The sequence below is a fragment of the Cupriavidus sp. C1SS-2L genome, assembly GCF_057073735.1.
In genome coordinates, this window is the sequence record NZ_CP172708.1 from 2,919,314 (window position 1) to 2,936,116 (window position 16,803).

The 16,803-nt window shown below is 63.9% G+C and carries 15 protein-coding genes; 13 read left to right on the forward strand and 2 right to left on the reverse strand.

What is annotated here, in order from left to right:
• Positions 1 to 38: 38 nt before the first annotated feature.
• The 4 genes from ACIGJG_RS13535 to ACIGJG_RS13550 all read left to right on the forward strand — a co-directional run bounded on the left by ACIGJG_RS13535 (position 39) and on the right by ACIGJG_RS13550 (position 4,701).
• A complete protein-coding gene (locus ACIGJG_RS13535; protein WP_140950371.1) occupies positions 39 to 986 on the forward strand; it encodes a LysR substrate-binding domain-containing protein in 948 nt (315 codons plus the stop codon).
• A gap of 1,193 nt (positions 987 to 2,179) precedes the next feature.
• On the forward strand, positions 2,180 to 3,553 hold the full coding sequence (locus ACIGJG_RS13540) for a sigma-54 dependent transcriptional regulator (RefSeq protein WP_140950370.1): 1,374 nt from the start codon (positions 2,180 to 2,182) through the stop codon (positions 3,551 to 3,553).
• A gap of 27 nt (positions 3,554 to 3,580) precedes the next feature.
• Positions 3,581 to 4,315, forward strand: a complete 735-nt coding sequence (locus ACIGJG_RS13545; protein ID WP_140950369.1) for a class I SAM-dependent methyltransferase — start codon at positions 3,581 to 3,583, stop codon at positions 4,313 to 4,315.
• A complete protein-coding gene (locus tag ACIGJG_RS13550) occupies positions 4,312 to 4,701 on the forward strand; it encodes a GtrA family protein (protein ID WP_140950368.1) in 390 nt (129 codons plus the stop codon). Before ACIGJG_RS13545 ends, ACIGJG_RS13550 begins: the two co-directional genes overlap by 4 nt.
• Before the next feature lie 35 nt (positions 4,702 to 4,736).
• On the opposite strand, the gene ACIGJG_RS13555 is transcribed toward ACIGJG_RS13550, so the two are convergent.
• Complete coding sequence (locus ACIGJG_RS13555) at positions 4,737 to 5,759, reverse strand: glycosyltransferase family 2 protein (protein WP_140950367.1); 1,023 nt, start codon at positions 5,757 to 5,759, stop codon at positions 4,737 to 4,739.
• A 153-nt stretch (positions 5,760 to 5,912) separates the two neighbouring features.
• Positions 5,913 to 7,193, reverse strand: a complete 1,281-nt coding sequence (locus tag ACIGJG_RS13560; protein WP_483672437.1) for a glycosyltransferase family 87 protein — start codon at positions 7,191 to 7,193, stop codon at positions 5,913 to 5,915.
• A 1,134-nt stretch (positions 7,194 to 8,327) separates the two neighbouring features.
• Between ACIGJG_RS13560 and ACIGJG_RS13565 the strand changes: the two genes are divergently transcribed.
• The 9 genes from ACIGJG_RS13565 to ACIGJG_RS13605 all read left to right on the forward strand — a co-directional run bounded on the left by ACIGJG_RS13565 (position 8,328) and on the right by ACIGJG_RS13605 (position 16,775).
• Positions 8,328 to 8,513, forward strand: coding sequence for a Flp family type IVb pilin (locus ACIGJG_RS13565; RefSeq protein WP_140950365.1), 186 nt, complete (start codon positions 8,328 to 8,330; stop codon positions 8,511 to 8,513).
• Positions 8,514 to 8,604: 91 nt separating this feature from the next.
• On the forward strand, positions 8,605 to 8,778 hold the full coding sequence (locus ACIGJG_RS13570) for a Flp family type IVb pilin (RefSeq protein ID WP_140950364.1): 174 nt from the start codon (positions 8,605 to 8,607) through the stop codon (positions 8,776 to 8,778).
• A gap of 12 nt (positions 8,779 to 8,790) precedes the next feature.
• Positions 8,791 to 9,363 (forward strand): A24 family peptidase, encoded by a 573-nt coding sequence (locus ACIGJG_RS13575; protein ID WP_258234559.1) that lies wholly within the window; start codon positions 8,791 to 8,793, stop codon positions 9,361 to 9,363.
• Between the two features lie 76 nt (positions 9,364 to 9,439).
• Complete coding sequence (locus ACIGJG_RS13580) at positions 9,440 to 10,858, forward strand: P-loop NTPase family protein (protein WP_140950363.1); 1,419 nt, start codon at positions 9,440 to 9,442, stop codon at positions 10,856 to 10,858.
• Positions 10,859 to 10,898: 40 nt separating this feature from the next.
• Positions 10,899 to 11,741 (forward strand): Flp pilus assembly protein CpaB, encoded by an 843-nt coding sequence (cpaB, locus tag ACIGJG_RS13585; RefSeq protein ID WP_011298792.1) that lies wholly within the window; start codon positions 10,899 to 10,901, stop codon positions 11,739 to 11,741.
• A 65-nt stretch (positions 11,742 to 11,806) separates the two neighbouring features.
• Positions 11,807 to 13,708 carry a type II and III secretion system protein family protein gene (locus ACIGJG_RS13590; protein WP_140950362.1) on the forward strand — a complete coding sequence of 634 codons (1,902 nt, stop codon included), beginning with the start codon at positions 11,807 to 11,809 and terminating at the stop codon, positions 13,706 to 13,708.
• Between the two features lie 32 nt (positions 13,709 to 13,740).
• Entirely contained in the window at positions 13,741 to 14,085 is a 345-nt protein-coding gene (locus ACIGJG_RS13595; protein ID WP_011298794.1) for a hypothetical protein, read from the forward strand.
• Positions 14,086 to 14,149: 64 nt separating this feature from the next.
• Positions 14,150 to 15,343: a CpaE/TadZ family protein gene (locus ACIGJG_RS13600; protein ID WP_011298795.1), complete on the forward strand. Its 1,194-nt coding sequence runs from the start codon at positions 14,150 to 14,152 to the stop codon at positions 15,341 to 15,343.
• A 52-nt stretch (positions 15,344 to 15,395) separates the two neighbouring features.
• Positions 15,396 to 16,775 (forward strand): TadA family conjugal transfer-associated ATPase, encoded by a 1,380-nt coding sequence (locus ACIGJG_RS13605; protein WP_011298796.1) that lies wholly within the window; start codon positions 15,396 to 15,398, stop codon positions 16,773 to 16,775.
• Positions 16,776 to 16,803: the final 28 nt, after the last annotated feature.

Sequence of the window (16,803 nt, forward strand, 5' to 3'; positions counted from 1 at the left end):
AAGTTACGGTCGGCAATTGTGAGTAGAATTTGACGGCCATGGCCCGCAAACCTATCGATCGCCCTGTTCACATCCCGCCGTTGCAAGCGCTGCGTGCGCTGGAAGCTGCCGCGCGCCATCGCAGCTTCTCGCGTGCCGCAGAAGAGCTTGCACTGACCCACAGCGCCATCAGTCATCACATGCGGGCGCTCGAGGACAAGCTCGGCACCAAACTATTTCAGCGTACCGGCAGCCAGATGGCGCCGACCAGTGCCGGAGCAAGGCTCGCCGAGCAAATCCGTGCCGCGCTGGACGATATTGAAAGCGCCCTGCGCGAAGCCAGCAGCAGCACGACCACACCGGTAGTGCGACTGCAGGTCAGCGTCATGGCGGACCTGGCCAACGCCTGGCTGATTCGCCGCTTGCCGAGCCTGCACGCCCAGGTGCCGTCGCTGGACCTGCACCTGCGGCTGCATGCCGAGATCACGCCGCCCGACCCGTACAGCGTCGACGTCGGCATCTGGCACCAACGCATCGATCTTCCTGGCTTCGAATGCCACAACCTGATCGAAGACCATGTCATCGCCGTGGCCAGCCCGGCGCTGCTGGCGCGCTACCCCGGCTTCACGCCAGCCGACGTGCCTCGCATGCCGATGCTGCGCTTTGCGCTGCGGCCCTGGCGCGACTGGCTCGAAGCCGCCGGCCTGCCGGATGCCGAGCCCGAACGCGGCCCGATCTTCCAGGACGCCGGGCTGATGCTGCAGTCAGCCGTGGCCGGCCTGGGCGTAGCCACCGCCAGGGCGCAACTGGCCCACGACTACCTTGAGAGCGGCCAGTTGGTGCAGGTCGGTTCTACCCGCATTCCGTCCAGCCTGCATTACTGGGTCACCTGGCGCGAGGGCAATCCTCGCGAGAAAGCGATCCAGCAGTTCCATGCCTGGCTGCAGGAACAGGTGCGCCGCGAAACGCTGACCGCGGAGCCGACGACAGACGACGCCATGAAGTAACAGACATGAAATGTTTTCGATGTCCAAAGTTGGCAATACGAATCATTTTCGTTTGATTCAGAAGAATCCATGGCTTAGCGTCATGCAGGGAAGCGTTGCCGCCGGCTCAACGCCTCGGGGACGACTCGTCTTCCATGCGGGGCGAGTTTCACGGATGCAACCATTTCGCTCGGTCAGGTCGACTACCGTGCAACTTCTACTCACTCCATCCATAAAGATGAGATAGGGATGGGAGCCTCATCCAACGACTCGTGCAAATGCTTGTCATCGCATGGCTCGTTTCCAATGCGTCGCGACCGCCCGATGCAGCAACGCCGGTTTGACTAGGGATAACACCCTAGAGAATCCGACTCTGCCATGTAACTCATGCCGCTCCCTGTAACGGAAACGAAACCATTTTGAGCGGCGGGTCGGATCCAAACCCGGTGCCGTGGCACTCCGGCGTTTCTCATGGCGCTTCCCTTCCTTCGGACAGGGCTACCAAGCACAAATGCTCCTCCGGCCACAGGAAGATGAGTATGAGTGTCGTTTGCACTCCCCCAGAGCCATACCAAAGGGTGTTTCAGGTCACAGGCTGTAACAGAAATGGAACGATTTGGCGGCGCCACAGCGCCCCCAATTTCCATCGAATCGAGGTTTTCCTTTGTTTTCAGAGACATGCCCGACTCTGGCATGCTCATCGCGATATATGTCCACGCGAACATGAAGCCTGGAATTGGGGAAGTCTGAGACCGAAGCGCCTACACACTGGCAAACGTTCGACGAGGTCAGTTTCAGAACGACCCCGCACCCCAGGGCGGGACTCGGGCTGGTGCTGTAAGCGTAGGGCCGCGCTGCAGGGAATGGCTCGCACCGACGCATACCGTTGCGGTCTGGGCCGGGAAGAACAGGTGAGGTCTTTCAGGGAACCACGGGTCGCGCCGGTCTGGGCGGCCCGTGCAGCCTGAAATACTGAAGCCAGCCATGGACGACCATGGCGGCGATGGGGACCGCTAACAAGCGGGATGCCGGACACCGGCGTCACGAGGGGCATGGCCAAGCCTGCAAAGCAGGCTTGGCCAACACAGAATTCGGGAAATACGCCGGCCAAAGCGAGATCAACCCGCGGCCGGTGCGGGCCTAAGGCCACCGAATCCGATATCCGGCAACCGCTGGAGTCGGTTTCGTCAAAAACAAGAATCCGGGGAAATCTCATGAGCACTTACGCCAATCGTCCGCTGCTCTATCTGTCCAAGCATCATGACGCCACGCTGTGCAGGGCGTTTTCGCAACGCGGCTGGAAAATCAGCTTTGCATCGAGCCTGCAAGACCTCGACGCGCTGGCGCACAACACGGCCTGTGCCGCTCTGCTCGACGTCCATAGCGGATTCAGCGATGCCGAGCTTGAATCCTTCGAGCCCTGGCTGGCCCACCCGTTGCTGGGCTGGATCGGCATGGTCGCCAGCCGCGAAGAGCTGGGCGACGCGGCGCGCCGCCTTCTCGGCCTCTATTTTATTGACTACTACACCGCGCCATTCGACCTGATCCACCTGGCGCATTCGCTCGGCCATGCACAAGGCATGGCGCAGATGCGGCCCGCCGCCCAGCGCACAGCCGGGAGCAGCGCGCGCCCGGACGGCATGATTGGCACCTGCGCTGCGATGCAGACGCTGTTCCGCGGTATCGAAAAGGTCTCGCTCTGGGATACCCCCGTGCTGATCTCCGGCGAATCCGGTACCGGCAAGGAACTGGCTGCGCAGGCCATCCACCGCGCCAGCGAACGCGCGCAGAAGCCGTTCGTGGCCGTGAACTGCGCCGCGATCCCGCCCACCCTGCTCATGTCGGAGTTGTTCGGCTATGAGCGCGGGGCTTTCACCGGAGCGGCCAAGCGCAAGCTCGGCCGCATCGAGATGGCTCAGGGCGGCACGCTGTTCCTTGACGAAATCGGCGACATGCCGCTGGAAAGCCAGACCAGCCTGCTGCGCTTCCTGGAAACCGGGCGCATAGAGCGGCTCGGCGGCACCGAATCCATTGAAGTGGATGTACGCATCATCTCGGCCACGCACGTCGATCTGGAAGCGGCCATCGCAGCCGAGCGGTTCCGCGGCGACCTGTACCACCGCCTGTGCGTGCTGCGCGTGCGTCAGCCACCGCTGCGCGAACGCGGCAGCGACCTCATGCTGCTCGCCGAGCATGTGCTCGCCGGCGTGCGCAAGCAGTCTCCCAACCATATTCGTGGCTTCGCGCCTACCGCGCTGCGCGCGATTCAACAACACGATTGGCCCGGCAATGTGCGCGAACTCATCAACCGCATCCGCCATGCCGCGGCGATGTGCGAGGACGGGGTGATCCAGCCCGAGGACCTGGAACTCGCTGCTCCGGTGGAGGAACGCCCGCTCACGCTGGCGGCGATCCGTGAAGCAGCCGAGCAGAATGCCCTCGTGGAAGCGCTGCAGCGCAATCATGAGCGCCTGATCGATGTCGCGGCGGAGCTCGGAATTTCGCGGGTGACGCTGTTCAGGTTGATGCGGGACTACAAGTTGCACGTGAAGAAGGGCGATCTCGGCCTGGTATGCGTGCAAGGCTAACCTCACTGCTATCCGAGGAATCGTCCCATGTCCCCTGATGCTTATCTTGAAATGGCCGAGACAGAAGCCGCTCACTGGTGGTTCCGTGGGCGGCGCGACATACTCGCCACCGTCCTGGCCGGGCTAGACCTGCCGCCTGACGCATCCATCCTGGAAATTGGCGCCGGAACCGGCGGCAATCTTGAGATGCTTTCCCGATTCGGCAAGGTCAGTGCCGTGGAAATGGACGGCGTGGCATTGCAACTCGCACGCGAAAAGACCGGCGAAGTCTACGACATCCGCTGCGGCAGATGTCCCGACGACATGCCGTTTGCGGAAGGCAGCTTTGACCTCGTCTGCCTGCTGGATTGCCTGGAACACATTGCTGACGATGACGGGGCGCTCGACTGCGCCGCGAAGATGCTGAAGCCCGGCGGGGTGGTCCTGCTCACCGTGCCGGCATACCAGTGGCTATGGAGCCGCCACGACGTCTTCCTGCATCACCGGCGGCGCTACAGCAAGGAGTCGCTGCAAACGCTGGTCAGCTGTTGTGGTTTGCATTTGGATCGGATCACCTACTTCAACACTCTGCTGTCTCCGTTGGCCATTACCGCTCGCCTCGGCGACCAGTTGCGCGGCTGCGAAAAAGCTACGGGTGCCGCCGTACCGGCTCGCTCCATCAACAACGCGCTACACGCGCTGTTCAGCGCGGAGCGCCACTGGCTGGCGCGCGCGTCGCTGCCGTTCGGCATTTCGCTGATGGCGATCGTGCGAGCACCGTGAGAGCCCTTGTCCGCCCGGACGAATTCCGCCAGCTCGCGCGGTTCCTCCTAGCGGGGGCAAGCTCGACCGGCATCCACGTCGCGATCGTCGCGACACTGGTCAATGCAACGGGCACTTCACCGGTCACGGCAAACTGCGTGGCTTTCGTGTGCGCGACCGCCTGCTCCTATCTGATCAACACGCTGTGGAGCTTTTCATCGCGACTGCACCATACGACGCTCTGGCGCTTCGCAGGCGTATCGCTGCTCGGACTTGGCCTGACCATGGGGATTTCGTGGACGGCGCAGTCCGTGGGATCCAGCTATTGGACAGGACTCGCCTGCGTGGTACTGATCGTGCCAGCCTTCACCTACGTGGCGCATCGAAGCTGGACCTACCAGAAATAGGCATAGGCTGGCCCCTCCAACGGGGCCCATCGCCATCAACGACCGTTGCCCGCATGCCCACGCTCAAGGCGGATGACGCGCCGCCCTGAAGCCAATTGCCGGTCACGGCCAAGCTCCTGATAGCGGCGCCGTACCAGGTAGATCGGCCGCCCCTTGGCTTCATCGTAGATCCGGCCGATATACTCGCCGACCACGCCCAGCCCGACCAGTTGGATACCGCCAAGGAACAGCACGACGGAAAGCAACGACGCATAGCCGGGCACATCCACGCCGAAGATCAGCGTCCGCGCCACGATGAAGGTACCGTAGAGGAATGCGCTGACGGCGATCAGCAGCCCGATATAGGTCCAGCTGCGCAACGGAAGCGTACTGAAGCTGGTGATGCCTTCCAGCGCAAGGTTCCACAAACGCCAGGCCGAGAACTTCGAGCGGCCCGCACTGCGCGGCTCGCGCTCATAACGGACGATGGCGGTCTTGTAACCTACCCAGGCAAACAGGCCCTTCATGAAGCGATGCCGTTCCGGCAACTGCTTTAACGCGTTGACGACCACCCGGTCCATCAGGCGGAAATCCCCCACGTTCACGGGCAGCTTCAGATCGGACAATCGGTTGTGGATTTGATAATAGCCGGCTGCCGTCACGCGCTTGAGCCAGGAATCGCACTCGCGGCTGCTACGTTGCGCCAGCACGACTTCGGCGCCCTCGCGCCAGCGCGCGACGAGCTGTGGGATGAGTGAAGGCGGATCCTGCAGATCGACATCCATAGGAATGACAGCGTCGCCCAGGGCTTCGTCGAGCCCGGCAGTCAACGCGGCCTCCTTCCCGAAGTTCCGCGTCAGGTCCACCACGCGGACGCGTTCGTCCCGCTGCGCACACGCCAGCATCTGGTCCAGTGTGTCGTCGGTGCTGCCGTCGTTCACCAGCACGATCTCGAAGCGGATGCGCTCGATGGATTCCAGGATCGGCACGACGCAATCGAAGAATCCCGCGATGCTTTGGGACTCGTTGTAGCAAGGTACAACGAGGGAAAGCATTCTGAAATCGTGTGGATCCGGCATGATTTTCTCCTGAGACGGTGTGACTCGCTCCCACACCGCCGTGAACTCGGCTTGATGCGCTTCTCTTCTTCAGCAATTCAGGGTTGATAGCGATGCCGCTTTCAGGCGACCAGTGCAAGCCCTGGCAGCCCCCTACCGCACCCTCGCAACGTGTCAGTGCGGATCCACCCGCTCCAGGCGGATGCGCCATACGCCCAGCGCCAGCGCCAGGACTAACCCGATCGGCATCAGCTGCATGCCGATCCACTCTCCCAGCAGCAGCCCATACAAAGGCAGTAGCCACAGCACTACCAGCAGTTCACGTTCGCCTGTCAGCCATCCGCAGCGATGGGCATGAATACCCAGCCACGCCATGGCAATCCCCAGGAAAGCCAGGTCGTAGTCGTAAAGGTAAGGAGGCACCAGCAGCATTGCAGTCGACAGCACCGCGGCGCGAAGCGCAAAGCTGCATGGACGCGACCATGCGTAGATCACCGATGCCACCGCCGCGCAGGCGCATACCGCATGCACGACATAAGGCAGCACGACGCCTCCGAACAGCAACTTGGTAGCTGCAAACATGGTGGGCATCCGAATCAGTGGTGCCGTACCGTTCTCGACTGCCGCACGCGCAAGCCCTGTTGCACTCAGGAACGCCAGGACCGGTTCGACACCGAAGCACACCAGCGACAATGCCGCCAGGGCCGCTGCGCTGGCAGCCATCCCCAGCAACGCACGCCACTGCCCGGCACAAAGCAAGGCAAGCGGAAACATGATTGCAATGTGCGGCTTGACCGTAACAAGCCCGAGCAACGCACCGGCCAACACCGGGCGTTGGCGCAGCAGTGTCAGCGCCAGGCCAGCGGTGCCGGCAAGCCAGAGCGAGTTCTGCCCCGTCGCGATGCATACGGCGACCCCCGGGAAGCCGAGTGCCGCAATCCACGCCCCGCGCCATGGCAATGTCCGCGACATTGCCCATCCATACCAGCAGGCTCCACCCGTCAGGAATACAAACGCAGCGACCCCGTAAGGCAGCAAACCGAGCGGCAGGATGGCCAGCAGGAATGTCGGCGGATAAAGCCACGGCAGTGCACCACCGCCCACCAGCACCTGAGGCACCGTTGCAACCTCTTTAGCCTGGAGCAGCTCAAGATTGTAGGGAGCGACCGCTCCATGCTCGAGCGCCACCTTTGCCGCACTCCAGAAGACGACGAAATCCGCTCCCGGCGGGAAGAGCCCGGCGACGTTCAGTATCCAGGCCCGATACATCCAGATCCCAAAGAACACCACGTAACAGATCAGCGCCGCGCAGGAATACAGCCGCATGCGCTCAGCGTCGAGCCAGTGCTCATCCGACACGGGGAGCAATGGCTTGCTGCCTGCAAAGTTCTCAAAGGCCATTTCGTTGGCTCCCATGACTGGCATTCGCGACCAACGCGAACTGCCCAGCCCCACTCGCACCGTGTGCCCTGCATCTGCCTACTTGCGTCGTCGACACTTGGCTCGCCGCATTCGACATTGCCCCTGCCCTCGCCACGGCCCGCTACTAAGAGCGTCGCCAGCAGCTAACCAACAGGCTCAGTGTTGTCGCGCGTACGCGGAAGCGCAAGCCAACGGATACGTCAGAAGACCCGCGCGCTCATTGTCCGCAAGCACTTCCGCGAGCAACGTTTCTTTGCTGAATCATGTGGCCCGGATTGCCGGGAACGCCAGATCCCACAATGGCTGACGAGAACTCAGGACGATGTGTTTGCCCCCGCGCGAACACTCCCGGGCGGGCATGATGTTTCTATTGAGAAACGCGGGTCCGGCACACTGGGAACTCATCCATTAGGCGGCCCTATGCGGCACTGCCCCCTCGCAAAGGGAAATCCCGTCGTCCAACGGCCGGATGCGTTGCGCCCGGCTCACTCGCCTCTTCATGCTTTTGGCTGAAGGCAAGCCGCCATCCCCCCACGGTGGCAGGCGGCGCACCGTGCCGCGCCCTAGTCCATCGGTTCCGTCATCCAAATAAACCTGCGCGGCGCGCGTTTCCTGCCGGCAACGAAGTACGGCCTGGAATCCATGTTCCACGCCGACGAGTCCACGCGGATCGCACTCGGCGCGCCGCAAACCCTTGCAGGACAACGGTTTCGTAATACCTGGCCCGCCGTTTGCCTATGCCACGGCATGCGGCAAATACAGTCGATCGGATTGCCGCAATGCCGGCTCAGCTGGCCGGCACCAAGAAAACATACGGGGAACATCTGCCATGCCTTCCACCTGCCGACCCGGTTCTCAACACCGGAACGCCAGCCACGCTGCCAGCGCCCTCAGGGTTGGCAGCGCGCAGTTCCGCTGCATGGTCCTGGTCTGCGCGGGCCATGCGCAACACGTGGCGCGATGCATGCATGCCTCGGCACAACGCCGGTTGCAGTCGCGCAGCCCTCAAGGTATGCAAGGCGGCCACGGCCGCTGGCCATTTCATGCGTGTGCCATCTGCGCGCCGCCGTCCCCCCCTTGGCATCGATCCACGGTGCCAGCGTTCCCTGACCGTCGTTGCGCGGTCTTGCAGTACCGAGTTCTTGTTCCTGACAAAAGGAGATTGTCATGCAAAACCTGACCACCATGCTGAAGCAATTCATCCGTGACGAAGAGGGCGTGACGGCCATCGAATATGGCCTGATTGCGGCCCTGATTGCAGTCGTCATCATCGCGTCGGTCGCTATCGTCGGCACGCAGTTGAACAGCACGTTCTCCAAGATCGGCAGCAGTCTCACGAGCGCCAACACTTAATACCTGGCGAGCCCGCATGGCTGCCCTATACCGGTCAGCCATGCGGCCAGCGCAACGCTCAGCGCAACACCTCCATCACCGGGAACGCGAAATGCAAAAGCTCCTCAATCTGATCGCGGATCTGTTGCACGAAGACGCAGCCGTCACGTCCATCGAGTACGCGTTGCTCGGCATGCTTATCGCGGTCGCCATTGTCGGCTCCGTTTCCACGGTTGGGGATGCCGTCAAGACCTTGTATGAATCCATCGCTGCCAAGATGCCGTGAGGCACCTGGCCAATGAATCTGCTGCCGCCCAAACTACCAGCCCCAAGCGCCATGTCATCCGCCACCTTCGCCACCTTCATTGGCCCCATCACCATCGCTATCGTGTCGACTGCGGCGGCCATCGACCTGGACCGGCGTCGCATTCCGAACTGGCTGACCCTCGGGTCTTGGATTGCAGCCCTGCCAATGCAGGTTGCCATCCATGGAATCGCCGCGGGATCGCTGGCGTGGCTCTATGGGTGGATAGCGGGCCTGATTATCTTCCTGCCCTTTTACCTGTTGCGAGGCATGGCTGCTGGCGACGTCAAGCTGATGGCAGCCGTCGGCGCGTGGCTCGGCGCAAGCATGGTGCCGTCGATCGCAGTTGCTACCTGGTTGATCGGTGGCGCCTGGGCACTGGCAATGCTTCTCGTCACCGGACAAACCCGCGCGACGTTGTCGAGAGTCGGCAACATGCTGCTGAGCGCGGCCATTCATCGTGGCCACGGGCTGGCTAAATCCGGGGGCAAGTCATCCGCTGGCTCCATACCTTATGGTGTCGCCATCGCCGGCGGCACCCTGGCCATGCTCTTTTTCGGTATGTGAGGCAGCCCAACGCAACTGCGCCTGCAGCGACGGGCGCCCTGAGAAGAACGCGCAGATCAGCAAACAGGGGACGGCAATGAACGAGCATCACGACGCGGGACATGCACCTCGACTCCTCGAGCCGGTCTCGACGGGAAGGAATACCAGCGGCGACCACAGCTCGGTGCCGCTGCCCCCCTGGCATGTGCTCCCGCGCACCATCGCCGATACCGGCCTTGAGATCGCCCAGCTGATTGGCCTGCTGATGAAAGCGGCGTACCTGCACCGTACGGTTACCTTGGCCGTGTTGACGGATTCACTGAAGCTTCCTGCAGCGGTGGTCAACGAAATCGCCGCGGTCGCGGTCCGCGAGCGCCTGCTGGAGATCGCGCATCGGGGCGCCAGCGACCTGGACGTACGCTTCCGCCTCACCGATGCCGGCTACACGCGTGCCGCAGAGGCGTCGGCGCGCTGCAGCTACAACGGCCCGGCGCCCGTTACCCTGGACGCGTATGTCGAAGCCGTCAAGCACCACTCGGTCAGTCATGGCTCCGTCACCAAGGCCGACGTCACCGCAGCCTTCCATGACCTCGTGATCCCGGTCCACCTGCTGGACGCGATCGGCATGGCCCTGAACACCTGCCGTGCGCTGATGATCTACGGTCCCGCCGGCAGCGGTAAGACTTACCTGGCACAACGCCTCGGCATGCTGCTGCCGGGCGCGGTGCCAGTGCCGCACGCCATCACGGTCGCTGGCGAAATCATCCAGGTATTCGATCCGCTGGTACATGTGCCCTTCAGCGACAGCGAAGCGTCGCTGGCGCGCCGATCACTGGACCGTCGCTGGATCCTGTGCCACCGCCCTGTAGTGCTGTCCGGCGGCGAGCTCACGCTGTCCATGCTCGACCTGCGCTACGACCGCACCTCCGGCTTCTACCAGGCGCCCCCGCATATGAAGGCCAACAACGGCATCTACATTGTCGATGATCTGGGCCGGCAACTTGTAGGCGTCGACGACCTGCTCAACCGCTGGATCGTGCCGCTGGACCGCTCCGTCGACATGTTCACGCTGCAGACCGGCGTGCGCTTCTCGGTGCCCTTCGACGTCTGGCCGGTGTTCTCGACCAACCTTGAGCCGTCCGAACTCGGCGACGATGCCTTCCTGCGTCGTCTCGGCAGCAAGCTCTACGTGGGGCCGCTGTCAGTTGATGACTACCGCGAGGTGTACCGGCGCACAGTCACCGATTTCGGACTGAGCAGCGCTGAAGCCGTATTCGACTTCCTGGTCGACAGCCTGCATTACGAAAGCGACACGCCGCTCCTGGCCTGCCTGCCGCGCGACCTGCTGCGCCTGGTTGCGTCGGGCGTGCGCTATCACGGCCATGCACCGCAAGTCACCCAGGAGGGACTGCTGGCAGCGTGGCAAGCGTATTACGGACTGCGGACTTCGGCCGGCGGCATGCCATCGGCCAGCACCATTCATCACTGGTCCATCGACCAGCGCGCGGCAAGCTGAACCATACCAGCCCACACGGAACTTCTAGGGGAGAGTCATCATGAAGAACACACGCGCAATCCTGATGTTGCTGATTGCCCTGCTCGCCGGCGTGGCGGCGGTGGTGTCGGCGTCGCGATGGCTGATGGAGCAATCGTCCAATTCCGTCAAACAGGTGGTGGTCGCTGCCAATGACCTGAACCTGGGTCAGCCGCTGAACGGCAGCCAGTTGCGCCTGGTGAACTGGCCCACGGCCAGCGTGCCGCCCGGCGCTTTCGAAGACCTCAAGCTCCTGGAAGGCCGCGTCGTTCGGACCAGCCTGCAGCGCGGCGAGCCCGTGCTCGACGCCAAGCTTGCTCCCATCGGCACCAAAGGCGGTCTGTCCGCCGTCATCAACGACGGCAAGCGAGCCATCACGGTACGCGTCAACGATGTGGTAGGCGTGGCCGGCTTCGCGCTGCCAGGCAACTACGTCGATGTGATCGTCAATACCAATGAGGAAGCCAAGACCGCGCAGAACGGCAGCATCTCGAAGATCGTGCTCGAGAAGATCCTGGTGCTGGCGGTGGCACAGCAAGTCAGCCGCGACGACACCCAGCCGAAGGTGGTCAATGCGGTGACGCTGGAAGTAACACCCGACCAGGCCGAAAAGCTGGACGTGGCGCGCAGCGTGGGCACCCTTTCGCTGGTGCTGCGCAACCAGATGGACGTGGCCGACATCAACACCGGCGGCGCGACCAAGGGCACGCTGCTGGGCAAGGCGCCAGAAGCCCCGCAGGTCAAGGTGGTCACGCAGACGCAAACGCGCACCGTGGTCAAGACCCGCACGGTGGCCGCACAGCCGCACGCTGGCAACTGCGTCGGCGTGCTGGCAGGCATCCAGGGCGGCATCGAGTGCTTCTGAACGCGTAGCACACGGCATCCACGAATTTCGAGCTGCAACACAGCCTCTCCGGGGGGAGATTCAAAATGAACCAGAAACGATCCGAAGCCGCTGGCGGCACCCGCATCCTGGTGCTGGCTGCCATCCTCTGCACACCGCTGGCCGCCGCGGCGCAGGTCGCCGTGGAGGCCGGGAACCTGACGAAGGCCACCTCGCCTGCAGCCGCCAAGGCGCCCCAGGCCCCGATGCAGATGACCATCAGCATGGCGCCAGCCGGCACCGCACCGGTCGGTGCCGCCGCGCCGGTGCCGGTCGCCGATGCCCGCGGCCCCAATTGCACCGGCGCGGTCCGCCAGGAATCGAGCGTGATTGTCCCGGTCGGCAAGTCCCAGCTGATCACGCTGCAGGAGCCGGTAAAGAATCGCACGCTGGGCAACCCGAACGTGGTGCAGGCCACGATGGTATCGGCACAGACGCTCTACGTACTGGGCCGCACGGTGGGAACCACCAACATGATCGTGCAGGGCCGCAGCGGCAGCTGCAGCATCATCAACGTGGTGGTGAACGCCGACGCCGGCGGACTGCAGACATCGCTCAGCCAACTCCTGCCCGGTGAACCGGGCATCCGCGTGATGACTGCCGCGGACAACCTGGTGCTGACAGGCAGTGTCACCAATGCGCAATCGGCCCTGCAGGCCATGGATATTGCACAGGCCTATGCCAATGCAGCGCAGGTCGGTGCAGGCGGCGATGCCGGCAAGAAGGGCGGCGTGCTCAACATGCTCTCGGTCGACACGCCGCAACAGGTGATGCTGGAAGTGAAGGTGGCGGAGGTCTCGAAGACGCTGCTGAATCAACTTGGCTCGTCGGTGAACCTGCAAGGCGGCTTCGGCTCGTGGACCGGCGGACTGGTGACATCGTTGCTGACCGGCGCTTCCGGCGCGATCTTCGGCAGCAAGGCCAACAACAAGCCATTCAATTTTGCCATCGACGCGCAGAAGAACGACAGCCTGGTGAAGATCCTGGCCGAGCCGAACCTCGTCACCATCAGCGGGCAGGAAGCGAGCTTCCTCGCCGGCGGCAAGATCTACATCCCGGTGGCGCAGGCCAACGTGCTGAATGGTGCCGGCACGGTCACCCTGCAGGAAGAAGAGTTTGGTGTGGGACTGAAGTTCACGCCTACGGTGCTCGCAAATGGCCGCATCCACCTGAAGGTGGCGCCGGAAGTGTCCGAGCTGTCGCCTACCGGCGCGACCGTCAGCGGCGGCACTCTGGCTGGCCAGTCCGTGCTTCCGCTCATCACCACCCGCCGCGCCTCCACCACCGTGCAGATGCGTGACGGCGAAAGCTTTGCCATCGGCGGCCTGCTGCAGGACAGTGCGCGCGGTTCGCTCAAGGCGCTGCCGGGTGCTGGCGAAGTGCCGGTGCTGGGCACACTGTTCCGCAGCACGCAGTACCAGCAGGACCTGACCGAACTGGTGTTCATCATCACGCCACGCCTGGTCAAGCCGATGGCGACCAACAACTACCCGCTGCCCACCGACAGCTTCACCACGCCTGATCCGTTCTCGCTGTACTTCATGGGCAATATGGAAGGCCACCGCAATATGCCGCCCGCTCCGGCGCCGGCCCCGTCGCAGCCAGCGCCAGCCGCAGCGCCCGCCCCCGCGCCGTCGGCCCCGCGTAGCGAAGCCACCCAGGCCACGTCGATCTCGGCCATGCCGGAAGGCCGGCCGCTGGAGGAGCCGTCCACGGTCGCGGCTCCGTCCGCTGCCACGCCCCCTGCACCGGTCCCGGCGGCCCCCGCGTCCCCGCGGCCAGCTGCCGCGGCACCCAAGGCGCCCGAGGTACGCGCACGCAGCGTGGCGGCGCTGCCGCCGCCGGAGGACTCCGCCGCGCGTATCGCCCGCATCGAAGCCACCGCCGCGCGCCTGGCACAGGCGCGGACGGCAGGCTCGGCCGGCGGCACCCCATCGGACAGCAACTGAGCGTCGCGCCACCAGCAAACCGGAGAACGATCATGAACAAGATCTCGAAGCTTTCGCGCGGCGCCGCCGCCCTGGTACTGGGCACCCTGTCGTGCCTCGGGCTGTCGGCCTGCATGACATCTACCCCGGTGTGGGATGGCCAGCGTGGCGTGGCACTCGCCACCGTCAACCAGATGCAGATCATCAACCCTGATGCGCCGGCCGGCCTGCCGACGGTCACCGGCACCGATGGCAAGACCGCAGTGGCTGCAATGCGGAACTTTGATCGCTCTCTGATCCGGATGCAGACGGGCGGCGGCACTGCCGGCGGCTTCTCCATCGACTTCGGAGCAGGCGGCGGCTACGGCGGTGTGGGCATGGGCGGCGGCTCGCGCTAAGCCCAACGCCGGCGCGCCACCACGTCCATCCCAGGAAACCAGAACAGAGACTCGCGAGGACACCATGTTGAAGATCCTGATCGCATCCGAGAACACCGAACGGCTCGCCGAGATCAACCGGCTCTGTGCCGCAGTCGGGAACTTCCGGGCCATGTCGCTTCAGGAAGGCCTGGCTCGCTTCCCGCTCCATGCCGGCCGGCTGCGCATGGCGGACCTGCTGATCGTGGAGCTGCCTGACCTGGGTCCTGCGCAGATGCTATCCATCGAAGCCTTGCGCCAGCAACACGCCGACCTTCCTTGCATCCTGGTCACGCAGGCGCCGGGCCCCGACGTGTTGATCAAGGCGATGCGCGCCGGCATCCGCGATGTACTGTCGTGGCCCCTGGACAAGGCGCAGCTCGCCGATGCCCTCAAGCGCGTCGAGGCGACCCATGTGCCGCGCGCCCATGAAGCTGCCCAGGTGATCTCTGTGATCTCGTGCAAGGGGGGTGTGGGCACGAGCTTCGTCACGGCCAATCTCGGCGACACGATCGCCCGGCAACACGGCAAGCGGGTACTGGTCGTGGATCTGAACCGGCACTTCGGCGATCTCACCCACATCGTCACCGACAAGACACCGCCGTCCACCCTGCCCGACATCTGCAGCCAGGCCGACCGCATGGACGCTGCGCTTCTGGATGCCAGCCTGGTCCACGTGGAGAACGGATTCGACCTGCTCGCCGGCGCCGCCGATCCGGTCCAGGCCACGCACATCCAGAAGGAAAAGCTCGAATGGATCCTCTCTGTGGCGCAGCCGAACTATGACTTCATCCTCGTCGACATGGGGCAGAACATCGACCCGCTGTCGATCAGCGTGCTGGACCAGAGCGAGCGCATCTACGTCGTCACGGAGCCAGCGGTCGCGTGCGGGCGACCGGGCCGCCGCATGCTCGATATCCTGCGCGCCTTGCACTACCCGCCCAGCAAGATCCAGCTCGTGCTCAATCGCACGGGCCGCAAGAGCGAAGTGCCGCGCGCGACCATGGAAGAGATCTTCGGCATGAAGGTGGCAGTCGTCCTGCCGGACGACCCGTCGGCGGTGGATGAAGCCGTGAGCCACGGCGAGCCGGTGGGCAAGCTGAGCCGGCGCAGCGCCATCACGCGAGCGCTGCAGAGCATGGCCGCGCAACTGGCCGCTCCGACCGAGAGCGGCCGTCATGGCAAAGCCGATGCCGTATCGCCGCTGCGTCGCCTGATGTTGCGCACCAAGAGCACCTGATGATGGTCTGCCTGGCCTGCACTGAACCCAAATCAAATTGAAGGAGCCCATCATGTCGATCCGCGAACAGCTTGCCGGCGCCGGCCCTGCCTTTACGACCAATGGCCATGCCGCGATCCAGTTCACGACCGGAGCGCCAGTCAGCACCACCGCGTCACCGGGCTACCATGCCCTCAAGCGCGAGGTGCACGAAGTCGTCCTGGACCGCGTGGAACTGGAGCGCCTGGCGCGTTTTCCGCAAGAACAGGTGAGGCAGGAAATCTCTACGCTGGTGAACCTGATCATCGACGAGCAAAGGGTTCTGCTCAACGACAACGAACGACGCCAGCTGACGGTCGAGATCTACGACGAAATGTTCGGCTTTGGCCCGCTGGAGCCACTGCTGAAGGACCCGACGGTTTCAGACATCCTGGTCAACACCGGGCGCCAGACCTATGTGGAGCGGCGCGGCAAGCTCGAACTGACCGACGTCGTGTTCTATGACGATGCGCACCTGATGAAGGTGATCGAGAAGATTGTCTCGCGCGTGGGCCGCCGCATCGACGAGACGAGCCCGATGGTGGACGCGCGCCTGCCGGATGGATCGCGCGTCAACGCCATCATTCCGCCATCCGCCATCGACGGACCCCTGCTCTCGATCCGCCGCTTTTCCGTCAATCCGCTTCAGGTGTCGGACCTCGTGGAACTGCGCAGCCTGACGCCGCCGATGGCGCAGATGCTGCAGGCATTGTCGAAGGCCAAGGTCAACGTGCTGGTGTCGGGAGGCACCGGCAGCGGCAAGACCACGCTGTTGAACATCCTCTCGGGCTTCATCCCCGAGGACGAACGCGTGATCACCATCGAGGACGCCGCCGAACTGCAACTGCGCCAGCCTCATGTGCTGCGGCTGGAAACGCGTCCGCCCAACATCGAGGGCAAGGGAGAGATCACGCAGCGTGCGCTGGTGCGCAACGCGCTGCGGATGCGCCCGGACCGCATCATCCTGGGCGAGGTGCGCGGCGGCGAGGCCCTCGACATGCTCAATGCCATGAACACGGGCCATGAAGGATCGCTGACCACCATCCACGCCAACACGCCGCGCGATGCCCTGACGCGCCTGGAGAACATGGTCAGCATGGCTGGCCTGACCATGCCGGCCAAGGCCATGCGGCAGCAGATCGCCTCGGCGATTACGGTGATCGTCCAGGCCGCGCGCCTGACCGATGGCCGGCGCAAGATTATCAGCATCTCGGAGATCACCGGCATGGAAGGCGACATCATCAACATGCAGGAGATCTTCACCTTCCAGCGCACCGGCGTAGACAAGGACGGCACCGTGCGCGGTCATTTCCGCGCCACGGGGGTGTACCCCAAGTTCGCCGAACGCCTGCGCGTGTTCGGCGTGGGCCTGCCCGACGAAATCTACGATCCGGCCAAGCGCCATGAAGTCTGAGGCGGCCACGGGATATCACAGCGAATAC

What these genes read in the sequence shown, in the direction of transcription:
- ACIGJG_RS13555 (WP_140950367.1), bottom strand. Translation starts at nt 5,759, where the DNA reads ATGCCGGATCCACACGATTTCAGAATGCTTTCCCTCGTTGTACCTTGC.
- ACIGJG_RS13605 (WP_011298796.1), top strand. Translation starts at nt 15,396, where the DNA reads ATGTCGATCCGCGAACAGCTTGCCGGCGCCGGCCCTGCCTTTACGACC.
- ACIGJG_RS13600 (WP_011298795.1), top strand. Translation starts at nt 14,150, where the DNA reads ATGTTGAAGATCCTGATCGCATCCGAGAACACCGAACGGCTCGCCGAG.
- ACIGJG_RS13570 (WP_140950364.1), top strand. Translation starts at nt 8,605, where the DNA reads ATGCAAAAGCTCCTCAATCTGATCGCGGATCTGTTGCACGAAGACGCA.
- ACIGJG_RS13565 (WP_140950365.1), top strand. Translation starts at nt 8,328, where the DNA reads ATGCAAAACCTGACCACCATGCTGAAGCAATTCATCCGTGACGAAGAG.
- cpaB (WP_011298792.1), top strand. Translation starts at nt 10,899, where the DNA reads ATGAAGAACACACGCGCAATCCTGATGTTGCTGATTGCCCTGCTCGCC.
- ACIGJG_RS13595 (WP_011298794.1), top strand. Translation starts at nt 13,741, where the DNA reads ATGAACAAGATCTCGAAGCTTTCGCGCGGCGCCGCCGCCCTGGTACTG.
- ACIGJG_RS13540 (WP_140950370.1), top strand. Translation starts at nt 2,180, where the DNA reads ATGAGCACTTACGCCAATCGTCCGCTGCTCTATCTGTCCAAGCATCAT.
- ACIGJG_RS13535 (WP_140950371.1), top strand. Translation starts at nt 39, where the DNA reads ATGGCCCGCAAACCTATCGATCGCCCTGTTCACATCCCGCCGTTGCAA.
- ACIGJG_RS13580 (WP_140950363.1), top strand. Translation starts at nt 9,440, where the DNA reads ATGAACGAGCATCACGACGCGGGACATGCACCTCGACTCCTCGAGCCG.
- ACIGJG_RS13575 (WP_258234559.1), top strand. Translation starts at nt 8,791, where the DNA reads ATGAATCTGCTGCCGCCCAAACTACCAGCCCCAAGCGCCATGTCATCC.
- ACIGJG_RS13590 (WP_140950362.1), top strand. Translation starts at nt 11,807, where the DNA reads ATGAACCAGAAACGATCCGAAGCCGCTGGCGGCACCCGCATCCTGGTG.
- ACIGJG_RS13545 (WP_140950369.1), top strand. Translation starts at nt 3,581, where the DNA reads ATGTCCCCTGATGCTTATCTTGAAATGGCCGAGACAGAAGCCGCTCAC.